Annotated in this window: 16 protein-coding genes and 1 tRNA gene; 13 read left to right on the forward strand and 4 right to left on the reverse strand. The window is 40.1% G+C overall.

From position 1 onward, the window contains the following. The first annotated feature begins 273 nt into the window (after nt 1–273). From FTU66_RS00785 to FTU66_RS00805, 5 genes are all read left to right on the forward strand, one after another. Complete coding sequence (locus FTU66_RS00785) at nt 274–1,206, forward strand: diacylglycerol kinase family protein (RefSeq protein ID WP_257222026.1); 933 nt, start codon at nt 274–276, stop codon at nt 1,204–1,206. Beyond that, a complete protein-coding gene (locus FTU66_RS00790; RefSeq protein ID WP_180112167.1) occupies nt 1,187–1,960 on the forward strand; it encodes a metallophosphoesterase in 774 nt (257 codons plus the stop codon). The genes FTU66_RS00785 and FTU66_RS00790 overlap by 20 nt, the downstream gene beginning before the upstream one ends. A 185-nt stretch (nt 1,961–2,145) precedes the next feature. Next, a complete protein-coding gene (gene groES, locus FTU66_RS00795; RefSeq protein ID WP_004972131.1) occupies nt 2,146–2,436 on the forward strand; it encodes a co-chaperone GroES in 291 nt (96 codons plus the stop codon). Nucleotides 2,437–2,496: 60 nt separating this feature from the next. Further along, nucleotides 2,497–4,131, forward strand: a complete 1,635-nt coding sequence (gene groL / locus FTU66_RS00800; protein WP_168418833.1) for a chaperonin GroEL — start codon at nt 2,497–2,499, stop codon at nt 4,129–4,131. A gap of 261 nt (nt 4,132–4,392) precedes the next feature. Next, nucleotides 4,393–5,544, forward strand: a complete 1,152-nt coding sequence (locus FTU66_RS00805) for a helix-turn-helix transcriptional regulator (RefSeq protein ID WP_180112168.1) — start codon at nt 4,393–4,395, stop codon at nt 5,542–5,544. Nucleotides 5,545–5,581: 37 nt separating this feature from the next. Here the strand turns inward: FTU66_RS00805 and FTU66_RS13575 are convergent, their stop codons facing one another. Beyond that, nucleotides 5,582–7,456 carry a hypothetical protein gene (locus FTU66_RS13575; RefSeq protein ID WP_257222027.1) on the reverse strand — a complete coding sequence of 625 codons (1,875 nt, stop codon included), beginning with the start codon at nt 7,454–7,456 and terminating at the stop codon, nt 5,582–5,584. Nucleotides 7,457–7,736: 280 nt separating this feature from the next. On the opposite strand from FTU66_RS13575, the gene FTU66_RS00815 reads away from it, so the two are divergent. The 3 genes from FTU66_RS00815 (at nt 7,737) to FTU66_RS00825 (ending at nt 13,076) form a co-directional block, all read left to right on the forward strand. Beyond that, nucleotides 7,737–10,841 (forward strand): multidrug efflux RND transporter permease subunit, encoded by a 3,105-nt coding sequence (locus tag FTU66_RS00815; RefSeq protein WP_180112169.1) that lies wholly within the window; start codon nt 7,737–7,739, stop codon nt 10,839–10,841. Nucleotides 10,842–11,005: 164 nt separating this feature from the next. Continuing rightward, on the forward strand, nt 11,006–12,340 hold the full coding sequence (gene mgtE / locus FTU66_RS00820; protein WP_179988559.1) for a magnesium transporter: 1,335 nt from the start codon (nt 11,006–11,008) through the stop codon (nt 12,338–12,340). A 145-nt stretch (nt 12,341–12,485) separates the two neighbouring features. Further along, a complete protein-coding gene (locus FTU66_RS00825) occupies nt 12,486–13,076 on the forward strand; it encodes a DUF4112 domain-containing protein (RefSeq protein WP_004972119.1) in 591 nt (196 codons plus the stop codon). Between the two features lie 111 nt (nt 13,077–13,187). Here FTU66_RS00825 and htpX read toward each other — a convergent pair whose 3' ends face one another. Both htpX and FTU66_RS00835 read right to left on the reverse strand, forming a co-directional pair. Beyond that, on the reverse strand, nt 13,188–14,093 hold the full coding sequence (gene htpX / locus FTU66_RS00830) for a protease HtpX (protein WP_004972117.1): 906 nt from the start codon (nt 14,091–14,093) through the stop codon (nt 13,188–13,190). A gap of 189 nt (nt 14,094–14,282) precedes the next feature. Further along, on the reverse strand, nt 14,283–15,170 hold the full coding sequence (locus tag FTU66_RS00835; protein WP_218949268.1) for a lytic transglycosylase domain-containing protein: 888 nt from the start codon (nt 15,168–15,170) through the stop codon (nt 14,283–14,285). A 556-nt stretch (nt 15,171–15,726) separates the two neighbouring features. Here FTU66_RS00835 and ttcA point away from each other — a divergent pair. Both ttcA and FTU66_RS00845 read left to right on the forward strand, forming a co-directional pair. After that, entirely contained in the window at nt 15,727–16,647 is a 921-nt protein-coding gene (ttcA, locus tag FTU66_RS00840; RefSeq protein ID WP_104853169.1) for a tRNA 2-thiocytidine(32) synthetase TtcA, read from the forward strand. A 248-nt stretch (nt 16,648–16,895) separates the two neighbouring features. Next, complete coding sequence (locus FTU66_RS00845) at nt 16,896–17,279, forward strand: SCP2 sterol-binding domain-containing protein (RefSeq protein ID WP_004972111.1); 384 nt, start codon at nt 16,896–16,898, stop codon at nt 17,277–17,279. Nucleotides 17,280–17,442: 163 nt separating this feature from the next. On the opposite strand, the gene FTU66_RS00850 is transcribed toward FTU66_RS00845, so the two are convergent. Beyond that, nucleotides 17,443–18,558 carry a transglycosylase SLT domain-containing protein gene (locus FTU66_RS00850; RefSeq protein ID WP_004972108.1) on the reverse strand — a complete coding sequence of 372 codons (1,116 nt, stop codon included), beginning with the start codon at nt 18,556–18,558 and terminating at the stop codon, nt 17,443–17,445. 363 nt (nt 18,559–18,921) lie between these two features. Between FTU66_RS00850 and greB the strand changes: the two genes are divergently transcribed. The 3 genes from greB to FTU66_RS00865 all read left to right on the forward strand — a co-directional run bounded on the left by greB (nt 18,922) and on the right by FTU66_RS00865 (nt 21,057). Next, nucleotides 18,922–19,419, forward strand: a complete 498-nt coding sequence (gene greB / locus FTU66_RS00855; RefSeq protein ID WP_004972106.1) for a transcription elongation factor GreB — start codon at nt 18,922–18,924, stop codon at nt 19,417–19,419. An 86-nt stretch (nt 19,420–19,505) separates the two neighbouring features. Beyond that, a tRNA-Ser gene (locus tag FTU66_RS00860) sits at nt 19,506–19,595 on the forward strand. 106 nt (nt 19,596–19,701) lie between these two features. Further along, on the forward strand, nt 19,702–21,057 hold the full coding sequence (locus tag FTU66_RS00865) for a hypothetical protein (protein WP_179993576.1): 1,356 nt from the start codon (nt 19,702–19,704) through the stop codon (nt 21,055–21,057). Nucleotides 21,058–21,081: the final 24 nt, after the last annotated feature.

Consider the following 21,081-nt stretch of genomic DNA (forward strand, 5'->3'; position numbering starts at 1 on the left):
TCTGATTAAAATGTTTGGATAAATTAATAATACTGCATATGAAACATATACTTACATCTTTAAGTTGCTGTATTTTTCATTATTTAAATATTTGATGGACATTATTTATTTAAATTATTTTTATACAATTCAATATGTTGAATCTTTATTTTTTGATCGGTTCGTCATTGATTTAATGAATGGTCATCATTTGAATTTTACATAAAGCTGCTTTTCATTCCGCATCAATTGACTGAAATTAGAACAAAAGCTTTAAAAATGGCACAGAGGTTTATGCAGCTACAGCCCTTATCAATTGTTTATAATCAAAAATCTGGATTTCATGCCAATCATAAAGACGATATTTATGAAGAATTGTTGCACGTTTTATCGCAGCATGGCTTTGAAATTCAATCTTTTGAAATTGGGGCAAGTACGGGCTTTGATGCGTTAATGCAACAGGTGTTGGCACGTCATCAACATCCTGATTTAGCGGGTGTGGTGGTGGCAGCGGGTGGAGATGGTACTTTAAATGCGGTTGCTGCAAAGTTAAAAGGGACATCTATCCCCATGGGGATTTTGCCTTTGGGCACGTTTAATTATGTGGCACGCTTACTGAATATTCCGTTAGATTTAATTGAAGCAGCACATGTGATCGCAACTGGCAGTACGCGTGCAGTGCATGTGGCGCAAATCAATCAACACATCTATTTAAATAATGCCAGTTTGGGTTTATACCCTCTATTTATTCAAAAACGTGAGCGTTATAACCGTTATTTAGGACGCTTTCCTTTACATGCCTACACCTCGGCTTTAGATGTACTGCTGCGTGACCGTAAAGAATTAAAATTAGAAATAGAGGTCGATACAAAGCGCTATCCGCTGAAAACGCCGCTCATTTTCTTTGGGAATAATCAATTGCAACTGTCTGAAATGAATTTACGTATTGCCAAAGCTGCTGCAGCAGGCAAAGTCGCAGGTGTTACCGTGGCAAAGTCTGATAAATTGACTTTGTTTAAAATTCTGTGGCAATTAATTCAGGGGAAAGCTGAGCAAGCCAATGATATGTATAGTTTTGCAGCAGAGCAGGTGGTCATTCATAGTAAACGCCTACAACTGACCGTGGCGCTTGATGGAGAAATTGTCAAAATGCGTCCGCCGCTGCGTATTTCAGTATTGAAAAATGCATTGAAGATTAAGGTGCCGCATGCTGCTGCATCTATCTGATTTGCACTTTGGCACTGAAAATGTGGCTTGTATGCAGGCAGTACAACAACTGTGTGCAAGTATGCGACCAGAAGCGGTCGTGGTCAGTGGTGATTTAACCCAACGTGCACGCTACGCACAGTTTTATGCCTGTAAGCATTTTTTAGACAGTTTGAATTTACCGTATTTGGTTGTGCCAGGTAATCACGATATTCCGCTATATCACCTTTGGAATCGTTTTTTTAGTCCGTTTGCACGGTATCAGTTGTTTTTTGGCCGTATGGAAACAATTTTGGAAACTGCCCATTTTTATGTGATAGGGGTGAACAGTATTCGGCGACGTTTTCATACCCGTGGGCATATTTCTTTGCATCAAATTCAGGAGATAGATGCCTTATTGCAAGCTGCGCCCAGCAATAAATTAAAAATTTTGGTGGCGCATCAGCCGTTCTATACACAGCCCGATAATCTGCACGGTATTAAAGATTGTCCTGTGTTGGGACGTATTGCGTTAGAGCAATGGAGTAAAAACGGCTTGCATGCCTTGCTACATGGCCATTTACACCAACCTGCTGTATATGACCTCAATCAAATCTATGCACTTGGCGCAGCACATCCTGTGCTCGATATTCATGCAGGAACTGCAATTTCACAGCGTTTGCATCAAGGTATGCCGAATAGCTTAAATATAGTCTGCAATAATGGTGATGTGCAGCATTACATCTTTGATGAAGAACAAAAACAATTCGTGTTGTGGCTGCAAAACACAGAATAAAAGGTTGATCCACTCAACTTGTCTAAAAAAACAACAAAAACTGAAATATTTTTAGCGTTTCCCCTTGAAGCGAATTTTTCCATCCCCAGAACTGTGTCATCTAAAATTTATTTTGATGATGACACATGGAATAAATAAGTCGTCATCAGGAATCTATACATAGACTTAGTCTGATGGAGTTATTTATGAGCAACATTCGTCCATTACATGACCGCGTAGTTATTCGTCGTGTTGAAGAAGAAACAAAAACAGCTGGCGGTATTTTGCTTCCAGGTTCTGCTGCAGAAAAACCAGCTCAAGGTGAAGTGATTGCAGTAGGTAATGGTCAAATCACAGACAATGGCGTGCGCGCTTTAGACGTTAAAGTGGGCGACAAAGTCTTGTTTGGTACGTATGCAGGCACCACAGTTAAAGTAGACGGTGAAGAACTTCTTATTATGAAAGAGTCTGACATTCTAGCGGTACTTGAAGGCTAATTTCAGCACTCGTTATTCAAAGTCAATTTGAACATTATTTAAAGATATTTGGAGTCAAACATGTCAGCTAAAGACGTAAAATTTGGTGATTCAGCCCGCACAAAAATGATTGCAGGCGTAAACATCCTTGCAGATGCAGTAAAAGTAACTTTAGGCCCTAAAGGTCGTAACGTAGTGATCGACCGTTCTTTTGGCGCACCGCACATCACTAAAGATGGTGTATCTGTTGCTAAAGAAATCACCCTAAAAGATAAATTTGAAAACATGGGTGCACAGTTGGTTCGTGAAGTGTCAAGTAAAACCAACGACATCGCAGGTGACGGTACAACAACTGCAACTGTACTTGCACAAGCCATTTTAAATGAAGGCATCAAATCTGTAACTGCGGGCATGAACCCAATGGATTTGAAACGTGGTATCGACATTGCTGTAAAAGCAGTGGTTGAAAACATTAAAGCGACGGCTAAACCTGCATCAGATACTAAAGCGATTGAACAAGTTGGTTCGATTTCTGCTAACTCTGATACGACTGTAGGTAAGTTAATTGCAGAAGCAATGGAGCGTGTGGGCAAAGAAGGCGTGATTACCGTTGAAGAAGGTTCAGGCTTTGAAGACTCACTAGACGTTGTAGAAGGTATGCAGTTTGATCGTGGTTATATCTCACCATACTTTGCAAACAAACAAGATACTTTAACTGCTGAACTTGAAAACCCATTCATTTTGTTGGTAGACAAAAAAGTGGGCAACATTCGTGAATTAATCACAGTTTTAGAAGCAGTTGCGAAAACAGGTAAGCCATTATTGATTATCGCTGAAGATGTAGAAGGCGAAGCGTTAGCAACACTTGTTGTAAACAACATGCGCGGCATTATTAAAGTATGTGCGGTGAAAGCACCTGGTTTTGGTGACCGTCGTAAAGCAATGCTTCAAGATATCGCAATCTTGACAGGTGCAACTGTGATTTCTGAAGAAATTGGTATGTCTTTGGAGCAAACTTCACTAGAGCACTTGGGTACTGCACACAAAGTAACAGTATCTAAAGAAAACACCGTGATTGTGGATGGTGCAGGTAATGCAGGTCAAATTGCTGAGCGTGTACAACAAATCCGTGCGCAAATTGAAGAATCAACTTCAGAATACGACAAAGAAAAACTTCAGGAACGTGTTGCTAAGTTAGCGGGCGGTGTTGCAGTGATCAAAATTGGTGCGGCAACTGAAGTTGAAATGAAAGAGAAAAAAGACCGTGTAGATGACGCACTTCACGCAACTCGTGCTGCGGTTGAAGAAGGTGTTGTTGCAGGTGGTGGTGTTGCGTTAGTACGCGCAGCGAAAGCACTTGACGGTGTAACTGGTGCAAATGACGATCAAAATGTCGGAATTAACATTTTACGTCGTGCAATTGAAGCGCCTCTTCGTCAAATTGTGGCAAACGCAGGCGATGAGCCATCTGTAGTGATCAATGCAGTGAAGAGCGGTGAAGGTAACTACGGTTATAACGCTGCAACTTCTGAATATGGCGATATGCTTGAAATGGGTATTCTTGACCCTGCAAAAGTAACACGTTCTGCGCTTGAGCATGCTGCATCTGTTGCGGGCTTAATGTTGACGACTGAATGTATGATCACTGAAATCCCAGAAGAAAAACCAGCAATGCCTGACATGGGCGGAATGGGTGGTATGGGCGGCATGATGTAATACATCATCTTCCATAAAGTTCAAAAAAACCTCGTATTTTTAATACGGGGTTTTTTTATTGTTTATTCAATAAAGTTGTATAAAAGAAAACCTTTATTGTGAAAATTGCAAAGCACTGTTCAATCGGGAAATTTAATGTGAAATAGATATTTAAAATGCTTTTTTTTGTGAATAAAACTCATTATTCTTTTTAGAACAATAAGAAAAACAAATGATTAAATAAATGTAATGCAGATTGGAGTAGGCATAAAGGGGATAAAAATGGATAACCGAGAACACGAAATTATAGGCAGTATTTATGATGCCGCTGTAGATGTGAATTTATGGCCGCAAGTAATTGAAAAAATTGTTCAATATACAGACAGTAAAACCGCCATTTTTACTGCCTTAGATCAATTTAGTCCAAGTTACGATTTTTTATTTAGTCACAATATTCCAGATGAAGCTTTGCATGCCTATCGTGATGAGCGGATTCGCGTGATTGACATGCAGTTACACCGAGTATTGTGGGAAAATTCGGGTGTGGGGCAAGTAGCGAGCTCGGATTTATCGCATTATGGGGAAAACCCTGAAAGTGATGAATATATCTTTTATGAACGCTGTTTGAATCCAACGGGAATCAGTTATATATCCGCTGTTTTGCTTGATCAAGGATCACATCGCTGGGCGGTTTTAGGGTTACACCGTGCGCCTGATGCAGCGCCGTATCAACAAAAAGAGTTGGATTTTTTAAAGCATTTGGGTGTGCATTTGCGCCGTGCTTTACAAATCCATCGTCAGTTTAGTTTAGTTAAACAAGAAAATTTAAGTTTGTATAGCGTGCTCGATCATTTAAAAACAGGTGTGATTTTGCTTGATCATCAGCTGAATTTGACTTATTCAAACCCTTTAGCTCAAAGCATGCTGCAACACGATTCATGTTTAGATTTGGACTTGTATAATCGTTTAAAAACCCATGCTTATGATCAAAATCGTTTAGATCAATTATTACATTCAGCGTTGTTGGGACAGTCGGCTTTAAACGCAGATGTAGGCGGTGTATTGGCTTCGTCAGATGCGAAAGGACAACAATTAATGCTGACTATCGTACCTTTTTCTAAATTAAAAAATATGCAGCATCAAGATGCAGGACAACATCAAATTGCGGTATTTCTGACCGATAAGCATCAGCACTATGCTTTGTCAAAAGCCTATTTGCAGCAAGCTTATCAATTGTCTAAACGTGAGTTTGAGCTGTGTGAGTTGTTGTTGAATGGTTGTAAGTTAGAAGAAATTGCGGAACATTGTGGAGTTACGCTCAGTTCGGTGCGCACTTATTTTAAAAATATTTATGAAAAAACCCAATGCAACTCGCAAATTGAACTCATGCATTTATTAATGGGTTGTACCATTCATTTTGAGCATATTGGTTAAAGCAGCCTAAGTCGGGCTTAGGCTGCTTCTGAGTATTTTAGTTACTACGTTGTAGAGTGACAGGGTCTTCACCTTGAGGATGTAAGATCAAGCTTGTACCTGAAATACTATAAGTTGCATTCACTTTACTGCCATCCGAAGAGTCTTGTAAGCCACCGCAATCGTTGGTGTCATATAACACTTCTGTTGCGGCAAGTGTATTGGCTGTCATTGAATATTTGCCATATTCAATACCTGGGTTAGCGCAATCATCATCGCCTTCAGTGTCTAAGAAGAAATAGAATCCTGTGTCAAAGAAAGCAAATAAATGAGTTTGATTAAATTGCCAAGTGCCGACTAAACCTGATGATTGTTTGACTTTAGTTAAAATATAGGTGCTATTACTTCCTACATCAGTCAGCACTAAATCTGTACCGTTATAACTTAGGCGGTAATGACCATCATTGTCTGGATGTGAAAGCCCGTAGTCTCCATTAGTATCTACTGAGATCACAGGGCTCAGCGCTGAGGTTAAAGCATTCCAATTTAGTCGTCCTGTTTCAATACCAGGTTGCCCCGTTACATCAGCTTCATCTGCTTCACCTAGCGCATAACGTCCATCGGGTAAAATATGTAATAAAACAGCAGATGTGTTGGTGCGTCCAATTTCCCAAGTTCCAGCAATATCTTTATAGAATTGGCTTGCGCTACTTGTGGTAGTACCTTCTATATTGGGTCTTGTGAGTATAAATGTACCTTCATTTGGTTCGTGGAGTGTTAGTGATGTCGTATTAACCGTGACTGGTAGACCTGAGCTTGAGCTTGCACTATTGTCAGATAAGCCTGCACAGCCATTTGTATCGATCAGGATATTATCTACGAATAACTTTCCATCTTGAACACGATATTTACCATATTCGATACCTGGTCCACCACAAGGTGTTTCTCCAACTTCCACTTGATCGTCCCCAACAGCATCAACCATGATATAGGTATTATTATCCGGATTGAAAACAAATAGTTGCTTGCCTGAACTTGAGTTCCAAGCACCTGCAATGCTCGAATTGTTTTGAGGGACTTTAGTAAATGTTGCACTTTCATTAGGGTTTTGAGCTTCAGAAATTTTTAACTGTGTACCATCAAATGATATTTTCATATCACGTGTTTTTCCAGAATCAGTTAAGCCCCAATCTTCATTTGTATCAATTGAAGATTGCGCCCTTAAATCTCCAGCAACAGCATTCACCGATAACTCACCGTACTCCATGCCATTCGCACTATTAGATGGTGAGCTAACAATAGGTTCGCCAATCAGGTATTTCCCGTCTGAGGTTACTTGAAGTACGATTTCTGATTCAGCATTTTTTGCGTACCAAACCCCAACGATATCTTTGAGGAGTGTTTGGTTAAAGTTAGCTTGTGCTTCTGTTGAGCTAACTACGACTTTATCTTTAAAAATTTCTATTTTTTGTAGAACAGGTTGAAAGCTTGTAATAAATTCTGTTGTTGGTTTAGAGAAGTCAATTGAGTCTGCATCGAGTTCACTCACTGAGTCAGGGATTTGAATACCATCGTCATGATCACCCTCAGAATCTAAAGATTGTAAAAAAATAAGTAAATTTGTTCGTGTTGTTACATCATCGGCTAACTCCACAGGGGTAATACGATCAGCACCAGTTACTGTGCCAATTTCAATATTCCCGATAGAGAAAGTGATTTCATCACCTTCTTGATATTCAAACTCCCCTTGAGCATTTGTACGTTTAGAGACACCATTAATTGTATAAGTTGCGCCACTCACAGGTCCATCGGTCAGTATCCCAGTTTTTAGGGAGCTTGAAGGTGGGGGAGCAGAACTACCAGAATCATTGTCTGAACCGCCACATGCACTCAGTAAGCCTGCTAAAGTTAAGCATAATAAAGTTTTTTTCATTACGAATTCCTTGTTATTCAAATTGTCATATCTGCAGTATAGAAATTAGATGAGTTTAGGAGCTATCCCAAAATTGGGAGGGTAAACACAAAAATCTGTGAGAAAAATGAAGACCAATCAACATTTTTGTGACAAAACTAGATTTTTTGATGTGCAGTCATCGAAGTTGTATTGAGCTGTGTTAATTTGAACTACGGTTTAAAAAGTTTTGTTGCATGCAAAAAGTTGATGATTCCGCGATTTGAAATTCAACACTGCCACCTAAAAGTGACCCTGTTTTATGCTGTCTAAATTTTTTATTGAACGTCCGATTTTCGCTGGTGTGCTCGCAATTATTGTGATGGCACTGGGGATTTTTTCAGTATTAAATTTACCTGTAGAACGCTATCCAGATATTGCACCACCACGTATTACCGTCAGTGCGACCTATACGGGCGCTTCTGCTGAAACAGTTGAAGAAAGTGTAACGCAAATCTTAGAGCAGCAAATTAAAGGGCTAGATCATTTGCTGTATTTCAGTTCTAGCAGTGATTCTTCAGGACGAAGTCGAATCAGCATTAGCTTTGAAAATGGTACCAACCCCGATACCGCACAAGTCCAGGTACAAAATGCGATTAATGGCGCAATTAACCGCTTACCTGAAGATGTACAGCGTCAGGGGGTAAATGTCTTTAAATCATTGGGTGATACCCACATGGTCATTGGGCTGTACGATGCCACAGCCAAAAGCAGCAATATTGCCTTGTCTGACTATATGATGAGTCATTTAGAGCAAGAGTTGGCACGCATTGAAGGTGTGGGTGAGGTCGATGTTTTTGGTGCACAATATGCAATGCGGATTTGGCTGAATCCGTTAAAGTTAAAACAATACGCACTCATGCCAAGTGATGTACGTGCTGCAGTATTGGCACAAAATACCCAAGTCGCAGCAGGGGCAATTGGTGAATTACCCACAGCACAAGAACAATATCTCAATGCCAAAGTCACCTCAGGTTCACGCTTAAAAACGGTAGAAGAATTTGAAAATATTATTTTAAAAGCAGATCAGGCAGGTGGCTTTGTTTATTTAAAAGATGTGGCACGTATTGAACTTGGTGCAGAAAATTATCAAAGCTTTAATACCATTAATGGTTTTCCATCGGCAGGGATGGGGATTTCATTATCTTCTGGTGCCAATGCGTTACAAACTTCAGCCTTAATTCAAAAACAAATTGAGCATTTAAAACAACAATTGCCCGAAGGTTACCAAATTGTCTATCCACGCGATAACACACCTTTCGTGCAGGAATCAATTAAAGAAGTGGTGAAAACTTTAATTGAAGCGGTAATTTTAGTCGTCATTGTGATGTTCTTGTTTTTACAAAACTGGCGCGCGACGCTCATTCCTACCGTAACCGTGCCTGTAGTGATTTTAGGCACCATGGCCGTGTTACAACTGTTTGACATGAGTATTAACACGCTGACATTATTCGCTTTGGTCTTAGCCATTGGTTTATTGGTGGATGATGCGATTGTCGTGGTGGAAAACGTCGAGCGTTTAATGCACGAACAGCAGCTCTCGGCTAAACAGGCATCCATCGCATCAATGCAGGAAATTAGCGGTGCTTTGGTCGGCATTACCTTGGTTTTGACCGCAGTATTTATTCCTATGGCATTTTTTGGTGGTTCGACTGGAGTAATTTATCGCCAGTTTTCTATCACCTTAGTGACTGCGATGGCGCTGTCTTTAGGTGTGGCCTTAATTTTAACGCCTGCTTTGTGTGCTTTGATTTTAAAACCCAATTCACAACCAGCCCAATGGGCCATCTGGTTTAATCAAAAACTGGAAAGCTTAAAACAACACTATCTCAAATTATCAGGTTGGACGATTCAGCATAAAGCGGTGTGTCTGGTTATTTTTGCAGGTTTATTGACGGTGTTTGCCTTGTTTTACCGTGCCTTACCTACCAGTTTTATCCCGAATGAAGATCAGGGCATGTTGTCGGTGCAATTTAAATTACAGGAAGGTGCGCCGTTGTCTAAAAGTCGTGAAGTGGGCGAAAGCATACGTGAATACTTTATGCAGCATGAAGCCCACAATGTTGATTTGGTGATGATTCGTTATGGACGTAATTTTTCGGGAACAGGGCAGAATTTAGGGCAGGGTTTTATTGCGCTAAAACATTGGGATGAGCGTCAAGGGCAACAGCATACCGCACAAGCTATTCGTGAACGTGCCATGCAGCATTTTCGACAGCATCCCAATGCACAAATTACCATTGGCATGCCCGCAGCAGTTCGTGGTTTGGGGCAAACCGATGGCTTAGAGTTCTGGATGCGCGATGTGAATGGTACAGGACGCGATTTTTTAATTCAGCAATTTCAAAATTTACAGCAGCAAGCCGCTCAATATCAAAGCTTTAAAAATTTAGATCAACGTGCCAATCCTGAAAAAGCGGAGTTAAACGTCACGATTGATCAGAAACAGGCGATGGCAGCAGGTTTAAATCAAACGGCTATTAACAGTACCTTAGCGGCAGCTTGGGGCGGTAGTTATATCAACGACTTTATTGACCGTGGTCGAATTAAACGTGTGATTATGCAGGGTGATGCCGAATTTCGTGGTAAACCTGAAGATTTGAATCAATGGTCGGTACGCAGTCAGCAAAATCAAATGGTACCTTTTAGCCAGTTTGCTCAACTCAGTTGGAGCGGTGGGCCAGAAGTCGTCAATCGTTTTATGGGGTATAGCGCCGTGCAAATGGAAGCCGATACTGCCGAAGGATATAGCTCAGGGCAGGCGATGCGTGATTTAGAACAGATGGTGGCACAGCAGCAGGGCATTGACTTGGCATGGAGTGGGTTGTCTTTTGAAGAAAATCAGTCCAGCAATCAGGCTTTGTTACTGTATTTGGTTTCCATCGGGTTTATTTTCTTATGCCTTGCTGCCTTGTATGAAAGTTGGAGTATTCCAACAGCCGTGATGAGTGCCATTCCTTTAGGAATTGGTGGAAATATTATTTTCAGCTATTTGGCAGGTTTCCCGAACGACATTTATTTCCAAATTGCCTTGCTTACCACCATTGGTTTGTCATGTAAAAATGCCATTTTAATTGTGGAGTTTGCTTCGGCTGCGCAGCAACAAGGCAAACAGGTGATTCAAGCCGCTTTAGAAGGTGCAAGCTTACGGCTCAGACCTATTTTAATGACCTCATTGGCATTTGGTGCAGGTATTTTGCCGCTAGTATTTGCCTTTGGTGCAGGTGCAGCAAGCCGTCAGGAAATTGGGGTGAGTGTTTTAGGTGGAGTTATTTTTGGCACAATTTTAGTGCTTGTTTTTATTCCGTTTATGTATGTGCTGGTTCGTTCTATATTTCAAGTGAATCGTTCATCACCCATAAACTAAAGATTTTTTTTATTAGGCACTTAGCAAAATTATAGGCTATGATATGAAACGCTAAAAATCTTGTATAAATCTACAGATTTTCGGGTTTTTAAGGGTTGGTTTGGGCTGAGAAACTTTGCCCATTCTTCATTTTACGTTTTGGAATGATGGAGTGGGTGAGATTAATGACCAATCTGCACGCTGAACAGTTAGAACAAGCCTTGCAATTACATCAGTCAAGTACAGTGCGCAGCTTGATCGATGGTATCAACCCTGCCGATTTAGCCGACTTAATGCAGCACTTGAGTCTGAAAGCACAGCTGAGTTTAATTGAACAAATTGACAGTGCTGCCTTGGTGATGGAGTTTTTACCACTGCATTCGCAACATCAAATTGCAGAGGCGATGGCACCGCAGCAATTGGTCAAACTGATTTCAGCCATGCATTCAGATGACCGCACCGACTTATTTAAGTTACTTTCTCCACATTTACAGCGTTTTGTCAGCTTACACATTACGGAAGAAAAACGCGCACAGATTCAGACTTTAGCGCGCTATCCTGAAGAATCTGCGGGCGCGATTATGAGTTCGGATTTCGTGGTGCTCTCGCCAGAACTGAACATGCAGCAAGCCATAGATGAATTACGCAGAATGACCACAGATCGGGAAACTTTGTACCTGATTTATATTGTCGATGAACTGATGAAACTATTGGGGGTGATTTCTTTAAGAGAAATAATTCAAAACCCGCCTGAACAGAAAATTAAAAATGTGATGCGCACAGATTTAGTCACTGGTTTAGTGACAGAAGATCAGGAAAGTATCGCGCAAAAACTCAGCCATTATGATTTTTTGGCCTTACCGATTGTAGATGATGCACAGCATTTACTGGGGATTGTCACCTATGATGATGCGATGGACGTGGTACAGGCAGAAACTACAGAAGACTTTTTAAAATCAAGTGCGGTAGCGTCTTCACCTGGCATGAGTATAAAAACTGCGCCAATTTTATTTTTATATCGCAAACGTGTGTTTTGGTTGGTGATTTTGGTATTTGGCAGTTTATTGTCTGGAATTGGCATTGCGCATTATGAAGACACTATTGCAGCACATATTGTACTGGTTTTTTTCTTGCCGCTTTTGGTCGGTAGTGGTGGTAATGCGGGTTCTCAGTCTGCGACCTTAATGGTACGGGCACTGGCTACAGGTGATGTGCAATTTAAAGATTGGCTGCATTTACTCGGACGTGAAAGTTTGGTGGCGCTATGTTTGGGTGGAACTATGGCTTTTGCGGTTTCAATTTTAGGCTATTACCGTGGCGATATGATGGTGTCTGTGGTATTGGCACTGAGTATGCTGGGCATTGTGCTGATGGGCTGTTTAATTGGCATGAGTTTGCCTTTTATTTTGCATCGCCTGAAACTAGACCCTGCCAGTGCCTCAGCGCCTTTGGTAACCTCGATTTGTGATGCAACGGGCGTGGTGGTGTACTTATTTATTGCTTCACAGTTGTTACTTTAAACACTGTCGGTGATGATGACTTATTCAAGACCTCATCTTAAACTTTTTGCATTGATCAAAATTCTGTTTATAAAATCATAACAGACCTGAGTAAAAAACTGCTTTATTCTCAAGTAGATTGCATTTACCCAACGATACGTTTTCTATGCCAGAACCTGCATCTTCAAAAAAACTTAGCCAGCAAGAGGTGATTCGCTTAGAGCGCGATTTAGCCAAGTTTGCCAATATGATGGATTCTGTGGTGCGTATTCCATTTACCAAGCAGGGCGTGGGAGCAGATGCCGCATTAGGCACTGTACCTGTCGCGGGGGATGTCGCAGGTTTTGCACTGACCTGTTATGCGATTTATAAAGCCAAACAAATTGGTGTACCACAAACCAAACTCACTCCCGTGATTAAACTTGCTGTGATGGATGCAGTAGTTGGTTTTGTGCCAATTGTCGGCACAGTATTTGATGTATTTATTCGTCCAAGCCGTAAAGCTTTAGATGTAGTGCATACGCATATCCGTGAAGAATATCAGATTCACAGTGAGCATCATGTGGTACATCCTTTTTTACATGAGCGATTGGAACGTAAACAGCAGCAGTCAGCATTTTGGCGTAATCCTGTAGTGGCATGGCTGTGGCTACATTTGCCTGATTTGCTTGGTGTGATTTTTCTTATTTTCTTTATTTGGGCAGCATGGCTCGGTGCAAGTTGGTTGTGGCACTGGTCACAAAGTTTTGCTGTTTAAATGAACCTGTTTAAAGTACAAAACCATCTGGCAGATCTAATTTACAGACATGAAAAAAGCTTCCCTGAGGAAGCTTTTTGGTGTCGCTGTTACAATATCTTGCTAGCAGTATTAAGGTAAATTTAATTGCTGTAAAGCTGCAACACGTTGTTCAATGCTTGGGTGAGTTTGGAATAACGCTGCCAAGCTAAAACCTTCTTCTTTACCTGCAGAAATCGCAAAAGCTTTCATTTCTTTTGGCATTGCATCTGGCATTTCAGATTCTGCTTGTAAGCGTAATAATGCAGAAATCATGGCTTGTTTACCTGCCAAACGTGCACCTGCTTCATCGGCACGGTATTCACGTTGACGCGAGAACCACATCACGATTGAAGAGGCCAAAATACCAAATACGATATCCAGTACAATGGTAATTGCAAAATAAGCCAAGCCTGGTGCTTCGCCATCTTCACGACCAAATACGTTACGGTCAATGAAGTCACCTGCAACACGGGCAAAGAACATGACGAATGCGTTGACCACACCTTGAATCAGTGCCAAGGTCACCATGTCACCATTGGCAACGTGACCAATTTCGTGTGCCAAAACTGCACGTAATTCATCTTTGTTCATACGCTCAAGCAGCCCTGTAGATACAGCCACTAAAGCATCGTTTTTATTCCAACCTGTTGCAAAAGCATTCGATTGGTAAGAAGGGAAAATACCCACTTCTGGCATTTTGATACCAGCACGCTGCGACAATTGCGCAACTTCATTTAATAACCACGCTTCAGCTTGGTTACGAGGGGCATTCGGGTCAATTAATTCAGTCCCAGTTGTTTTTTTCGCCATCCATTTAGACATGAATAGTGAAATTAAAGAGCCAACCATACCAAAGACAAAACAGATGACCAACAGGTTGCCTAGGTTTAAGCCACCCGCGCCATGGTAACTACCGACACCGAAGAGTGACAAAATTATGCCAGCTACAACCAGTACCGCGAGGTTGGTTAGCAAGAACAAACCAATCCGCATCATTGAGTAAATCCTCTTATATTAAAAATGTAATCTGATTTATTAATAAACCATGCCGTAAATATGCGGTGTATGTATTAAAAATTCAAGAAAAAATAATAAAACTGTACTAAAAATATTTTGCGCTGATACTGCAATTGGCATTTCAAAAAGGCTTGCGTTGCCGCAAGCTCAAATGAAGTGCTGCAGCTTTTATTCTGAAATAAAAATACGTGCCGAAGCCGTGGCATTCCCTGTCGCGTATGAACCTGCAGGTGCATCGGTAAAGCGACCATCGGCAGCCATAATAATTTGACGTTGTGGACGTTTGTTTGCCGCCACTTGATGATTACTGGCAGTGTAATTGTCTGACTGCGCAATCACTTGTGCATTTTGACTCTGAGTATTGCTATTGTTATTTGCCGTAATCGCGTTACTGCCAGAACTTGCACTAACGCCGCTAGCATATAGGTTGTTATAGCGACTGGTCACACGACGTACATAATCCTGTGTTTCACGAAAAGGCGGTACGCCGCCGTATTTTGCAACATTGCCTTCGCCTGCGTTATAGCCCGCCAAAGCTAAAGTGGTGTTGCCATTAAAGCGTTTGAGTAACCAAGCCAAGTATTTTGCACCCGCCATAATGTTTTCATGCGGGTCATAAGCATTGCTAACATTAAAACGTCGTGCTGTCGTAGGCATGAGCTGCATTAAACCTTGCGCACCGACAGGCGAGCGGGCGTTGACATTAAACCCCGATTCAGTATGCATTACCGCTTTAATTAGACCTTCTGAAACACCGTGTTGTTGTGCTGCTTGCTGAATAATGTGGTCAAAGGCGTTTTTATTGCGGCTATAACTTGGCAATACCGACGCTTCGGAATTGCCCCAGTTGCGATAACTGTGAATATTGCTGTCTGGATAATATGTGACTTTTACTTTTGTCAGTGAACGATCTGCACTTTTACGGTTGGTCAGCAAGGTACTGCCATTGCTGTCCTTATACATATAAATTTGACCTGCGTGCGTTGTCGTTGCCAAAGGCATGATGCTGGCAGTCCCCAAAATATACAGTAAAAAGGCATTAATTTTATTGTTCATGCTGTGAATACACTAAAAGCTGTCCCCAAACAGTTATGAGGAGTTTAACAAAAATCTCACAGATGAAAAGGCTTTGTACAAATTCATTTACAGTAGTGTCGAAAAAAATCAAGCTTAATTGCTGACAGAGTAATCAAAAAAAATATTTATTTTTTTTAATTGGATCAGCTTGACACACTTAAGTGTATGATTTTAAATTAAAATAAAATCGATCAAAAAGTAATCAATTTAAAGAGAAGCCTTAGAATAACGGCAAGAGGCGTTGTCAAGTTGTTTTAAATCCACAAAGTTATCCACAGCTTTTGTGGAAAACTGTGGAAAAGTCCAAAAGATAAGCATCTTGGCGAAAAAGTGAACCTGAGGGTTCAAACTTGCCACAGAAAAAAACGATCTGCGCAGATAGAAATAAAGTGTGTAAACAGAAATGAACGCGCAGTCAGAAATTAAGTTCTCTGACGAAAAGGAAGATTGCGATGAAATTACATTCTTTTGATGCGGGATTGGTCTGAATCGGCTAAAATTGCGCGGTAATTTTTTTCATGGGTTAATCGCGTCTATGTTCTCACCAGTTGAGTCCGATCAAGGCTTTAATTTCAAACCAGAACTTCCAACCAGCTCTGCGTATTATCGTTTGTTGAAAAAGCTGCGTCGCCAAGTCGGGCATGCGATTCGTGACTTCAACATGATTGAAGATGGCGATAAAGTCATGGTGTGTATTTCTGGTGGTAAAGACAGTTATACCTTGCTGGACATTATGTTGCAGTTCAAGCGCATCGCACCCATCAATTTTGATGTGGTGGCTGTGAACTTAGACCAAAAGCAACCGGGCTTCCCTGAAGATGTATTGCCGCGTTATTTAGAAGAAAATAACATCCCATATTACATTTTAGAAAAAGACACCTATAGCATCACCAAGCGTTTAACGCCTGAAGGTAAAACTTACTGTGCAGTGTGTTCGCGTTTGCGTCGTGGTTCTTTGTATGGCTTTGCGCAGGAAATAGGGGCAACCAAAGTGGCGCTTGGGCATCACCGTGATGATATTTTGGCGACTTTTTTCTTAAACTTGTTCCATGGCGGTAGCTTAAAAGCCATGCCACCGAAGTTGTTGTCATCAGACAAGAAAAATATGCTGATTCGTCCACTGGCTTATGTGGAAGAAAAAGACATCATTAAATATGCAGAAATGCGTAAATTCCCAATTATTCCGTGTAACTTGTGTGGTTCACAGGAAAACTTACAGCGTGCCATTATTAACGACATGTTACGTGAGTGGGATAAAGCACATCCTAAGCGTTTGCACAGTATTTTTGGCGCATTACAGAATGTATCGCCATCGCAGTTGGCAGACCGTGAATTATTCGACTTTGAAGCGTTAGACAGCCAGCGCGTATTTGATTTTGCCGATCAGGCCGAACAAAACGCAGCAGAGCAAAACAAACGCATCAATATGGTCAATTTAGGCTACGCTGCAGACTAAGCGATAACAGCCTGTCAATCCCTTTAAAATGTAATCAACACCAAGCCAGAGCTTGGTGTTTTTTTATGAATTTGATTTATTTGAGAAAGTCGTCATTTCGACTAAAAATACAAAAACTGAACGTCCCGTACAAAATTTCTTAGCCTTTCACGAAAGGTTCATGCTATAACAATCAGCAAGCAAAACAGCTTAATAATGATGGTGTCTGGATAGACAACACACATGCACAAATATATTGAGGAAAAATCATGCCTGCTTTTTTAACTGATGATTGGTTTGCAACTGTAGAAAATCTAACGGCTCAAGCTGGTGATTTAAACCTACCTCCAGCACTTGCAAATCTGGCAATTAACTTAGTGGTGACTGATGCTGCAGGCAACACAGAATTGTCTTTAGATGGCGGTAAAATCCAAAAAGGTTTGGCGGACAACGCAAAAACAACATTAAATATGGATGCGGAAACTTTACGTAAAGTATTCCTAGAGTTTGACATGGCGGCTGCTATGCAAGCCTTTATGACAGGTAAAATCAAAGTACAGGGCGATATGTCACAATTAATGGCATTACAAACTGCAAAACCAAGCCAAGAACAAAAAGACTTATTTAAGAAGATTCTTGAGCAATCTGCTTAATTCAAGCGATTTACGCTGTAGCAGGCGAATTTCCCGCTATAGTACAAAAAAGCCTAGCTGAAGTATCAACTAGGCTTTTTTATGCACTGCAGCTTTAACAGCGCATTATTCATGTTTGAATTGCAGCTGATATACACTGCAACTCAATCACGCGAGGTAAATTTTAGATATTCACCAATTGCGGTGTGGTCTTAATATGCTCAAGGTAGGCGCGAATACGAGTCACATATTGCACTGCTTGACGATAACGACCGTTGCTCGCTTTGTTACGGTCTAAATACGCATATAGGTTAACCCAATTGTTCGGGTTTTTGCCTTGTGAGCGAATACGCTTCTGAATTTGACTGACTGCACCAGGACCCATGTTATAAGCGACTAGGGCATACCAGTTACGATCAGGAAATGGAATATGCTCATAACGGCTCAGCATTTGGTCATAATACTTAGCACCACCCTGAATACTTTGTGCAGGATCGGTACGGTTGCTTACGCCCATCGCTTTGGCTGTATTATTGGTCAGCATCATAATACCGCGCACACCTGTTGGCGAAACCGAGTTGGGTTTGAGGTAAGATTCCTGATAACCAATTGCCGCCAAAAGATGCCAGTCTAAATCGTACTGCGTGGCAGTCTTTTTAAAGTTGGCCTTATATAAAGGTAAACGATTACGCAAATCCCGCTGGATCACATCCCACGATTCTTGTTTGACCACATTACGATTATAAAATGAAGCCAATTGGGTAATTGAGCCGTTTTGCTTGCCACGACAAACAAAGTTGCTTGCGGTTTGGCTAAGAGGATCATCTGCGTGTTTAAACACCCAGTTCAGCTCACTATTTAAACCATTACGCTTTAAAGTATTTAAATCGCCACAACTGGCAGAAAATGCCGTGAGTTGCTGCTTTTCGATGCTTTGGATACTCGACGTGGTCATGGCAAAGTTCGCTTTACCAGAAGACACCCATTTTAAAGCGGTCGCATTGTCGCTTACCGTTTTAAATTCGAGTTTCACATTCATGCTGTCGGCATAGTTACGCACAAGGTCATAACCAAAGCCATGTAAATGTTGTCCATCTTTAAACACTGTGGTTGGATTTTCCACAGACACAACGGTCAATTTGTTCTGATTGACGACGCTGTCAAATTGATGAACGGCTTTGCCTGCGTTAATACTGTGGAATGGGAGAAGAACAGTACTGAAAGCGAGGACTTTGAATGGGAGGCGATTAAAAAATGAGTGAAGGCTAAGCCTAGACCCAGACGTTGAACTACTGTGCATGTTGGCTCCGCTACAAGTAATTTATGCCCTAAAAAGCAAAGGCAACACACCTTAAACTTTTTCAAGTTTGATAAATTCAATAAGGGTTGGGCAGTCATGACGTCATTCAAAATGACTTGGGATTAAAGGGAAAATGTGTAAAATTTATACACGGGTTAAAAAGTGATCAAAACTAAAAGATGTGCGAATAATAAAGATGAAAATTTTGGATGTCAAATTTTGTACATAAATTTTTTGAAAAATGTAACATAAGATATTCATTTCATTGAGAAATAAATTTTATAAATTTTTATTGTGTATAAAAATGCAATAAAATATAGGATTGATGTTAACCAAATGTAAAAAACCGGCTGCAAAAACACCATGAAATCTAACTTAATTACACGTTCTGGACACGATAAACTCGTGGCTGAGTTACAGCATTTGTGGCATGAAGAACGCCCTGAAATCACCAAAAAAGTAAACTGGGCGGCAAGTCTCGGCGATCGCTCTGAAAACGCAGATTACCAATATAACAAACAGCTTTTGCGTAAAATTGACCGTCGGGTACGTTATTTGGGCAAGCGTTTAGAAGAGCTGCGTATTGTCGATTTTGCACCAGAACAAGAGGGTAAAGTATATTTTGGCGCATGGGTCGAAATTGAAAATGAACAAGGCGAGCAAAAGACCTTGAGAATTGTGGGCGTGGATGAAATTTATGATCATCATCCACAACATATTTCGATTGATTCACCTATGGCTAGAGCTTTGTTGTCTAAACAGGTAGATGATGAGGTGGAAGTGCAGACGCCGTTAGGCAAAAAGAGCTGGTTTATTAATTCGATACGCTATGAAAAGCCTGAAATTGCAGAAAATGACTGATTTTTGATTTTATTTTGAACATTTGGATCATAATTTTTAGAAAATATTTGCCAAGCTGAATTTTTCTTTATATGATAGCCGCCATTGGAAGCGTGGCAGAGCGGTTTAATGCACCGGTCTTGAAAACCGACGAGGGTGTGAGTCCTCCGTGAGTTCGAATCTCACCGCTTCCGCCAAATATTACCAACAAAGCCCTGACATTGTCAGGGTTTTGTTGTTTTTGGGGTTTATGCAACGTAAGCCTGTAGTAAGCTAAATAAAATAATATTTTGGAGAACAGTTTTGGGGTTAAATAGTAACTATATTCTTGCAGACTCAGATTTATTAGGAAGTTTTGGGTTTGAAGACTATTCTGTGTTTTTAAATGTAGATGATAAAAGTTTTTTGCGACACTTAAAGAATGATGCAGAATTAAGTGATTTTGAGGAGTCTTTAAAGCTTTATTCTGCAGCTATCCACGAATATCGACATTACTTTGATATGACGCATACAACTTATGGGATTACTCATTTTTATAATTTAGATCAAGCATTAAGACAAAGATTTAAGCAGAATAAAGGTGATGAATTTAGTTTTCATAAAATAAAAAGTTTTACGAATGAATTAAAAAAGATTAGATATCCATCTTATTACAGTCATTTATGGCAGGAAGATAATAGCAAGCAATGGGAGTTGCGACCTACTATCGGAAAGGTCTTTGATTCTTATGGGCACGTATCTGATAGACCAGTTTTATTTGCTCGGTATTTTAATTCTCAGGGTGAGGCTTTATCTAGACACCCTTTTTCAATGGTGAGTTTATTGGAATGCTCTGCGACTATTGATGAATATATAAATTCTATGGGGCTTATTTCGTCGTTATCTAAAGATGAAGCAAGTTATAATTTTCTAATAGCCCGTTTTGATAAAATTAATATGGATTATATTTATAATATTAATTTGACAGAATACTCGACTTGTTTTCATTTAACTGCTAACCGCTTTAGAATTACACATTTACAAAAATTATTTGATATTTCTAGGGTTCTAATAGATATATGTTTGAATTTCACAGAAAGGCATTTTGAATTATTGAATCAAAGTAATTTAGTGGATCGGCTATATAAGCCATCACAGAGGTTTAGTGCTGAAGAATTACAAGATTATATTTATTTCAATTCATCTTTAAAAAATGGTCTTAAATTTTTAGAACGACCAATTTTATTTTATGTATTATTAAATTTAATGGAAATAAAAGAATACCACAATAAACAAGAGGTAATTGGCGAGTTGGACAAAATCCTCAATATTTGTGGTTTGACATGCAAAGATATAATGATTGATTCAAAAGCTTTTATAAAAGATAAAGCTAGACTAGTCTTCAACTCTCAAATAAATTATTTTTCTAAAATTGCTCAAACTATTTCCCCTAACTTGGATAGGATATCGAAATTCAGAGATGAAGAAGATGGTTTTAATTTTCTTCTAAAATTTATTGAGTATCTAGATATGCCGCGTGTAGAAATGTATTCAGGGTTTGAAATATTAATAAAAAGAGATAATAACTTACTTGAAGACATTGACTATTCTCAAGAAATCGAAAATATTAAATTACTACGAGACTGGGTTAATGAGTATGATAATGCATGTATATTTTAAATATTATAGTAGAAAAGGTATATT

Source organism: Acinetobacter sp. YH12131, assembly GCF_013418635.1.
Classification (GTDB): domain Bacteria; phylum Pseudomonadota; class Gammaproteobacteria; order Pseudomonadales; family Moraxellaceae; genus Acinetobacter; species Acinetobacter towneri.

Bases quoted from the DNA above. Each gene is read 5' to 3' on its own strand.
- FTU66_RS00835 (WP_218949268.1), bottom strand. From the start codon at position 15,170: ATGAACAATAAAATTAATGCCTTTTTACTGTATATTTTGGGGACTGCC.
- groES (WP_004972131.1), top strand. From the start codon at position 2,146: ATGAGCAACATTCGTCCATTACATGACCGCGTAGTTATTCGTCGTGTT.
- FTU66_RS00805 (WP_180112168.1), top strand. From the start codon at position 4,393: ATGGATAACCGAGAACACGAAATTATAGGCAGTATTTATGATGCCGCT.
- htpX (WP_004972117.1), bottom strand. From the start codon at position 14,093: ATGATGCGGATTGGTTTGTTCTTGCTAACCAACCTCGCGGTACTGGTT.
- mgtE (WP_179988559.1), top strand. From the start codon at position 11,006: ATGACCAATCTGCACGCTGAACAGTTAGAACAAGCCTTGCAATTACAT.
- FTU66_RS00825 (WP_004972119.1), top strand. From the start codon at position 12,486: ATGCCAGAACCTGCATCTTCAAAAAAACTTAGCCAGCAAGAGGTGATT.
- ttcA (WP_104853169.1), top strand. From the start codon at position 15,727: ATGTTCTCACCAGTTGAGTCCGATCAAGGCTTTAATTTCAAACCAGAA.
- FTU66_RS13575 (WP_257222027.1), bottom strand. From the start codon at position 7,456: ATGAAAAAAACTTTATTATGCTTAACTTTAGCAGGCTTACTGAGTGCA.
- FTU66_RS00790 (WP_180112167.1), top strand. From the start codon at position 1,187: ATGCTGCTGCATCTATCTGATTTGCACTTTGGCACTGAAAATGTGGCT.
- FTU66_RS00850 (WP_004972108.1), bottom strand. From the start codon at position 18,558: ATGCACAGTAGTTCAACGTCTGGGTCTAGGCTTAGCCTTCACTCATTT.
- groL (WP_168418833.1), top strand. From the start codon at position 2,497: ATGTCAGCTAAAGACGTAAAATTTGGTGATTCAGCCCGCACAAAAATG.
- FTU66_RS00815 (WP_180112169.1), top strand. From the start codon at position 7,737: ATGCTGTCTAAATTTTTTATTGAACGTCCGATTTTCGCTGGTGTGCTC.
- greB (WP_004972106.1), top strand. From the start codon at position 18,922: ATGAAATCTAACTTAATTACACGTTCTGGACACGATAAACTCGTGGCT.
- FTU66_RS00785 (WP_257222026.1), top strand. From the start codon at position 274: ATGCAGCTACAGCCCTTATCAATTGTTTATAATCAAAAATCTGGATTT.
- FTU66_RS00845 (WP_004972111.1), top strand. From the start codon at position 16,896: ATGCCTGCTTTTTTAACTGATGATTGGTTTGCAACTGTAGAAAATCTA.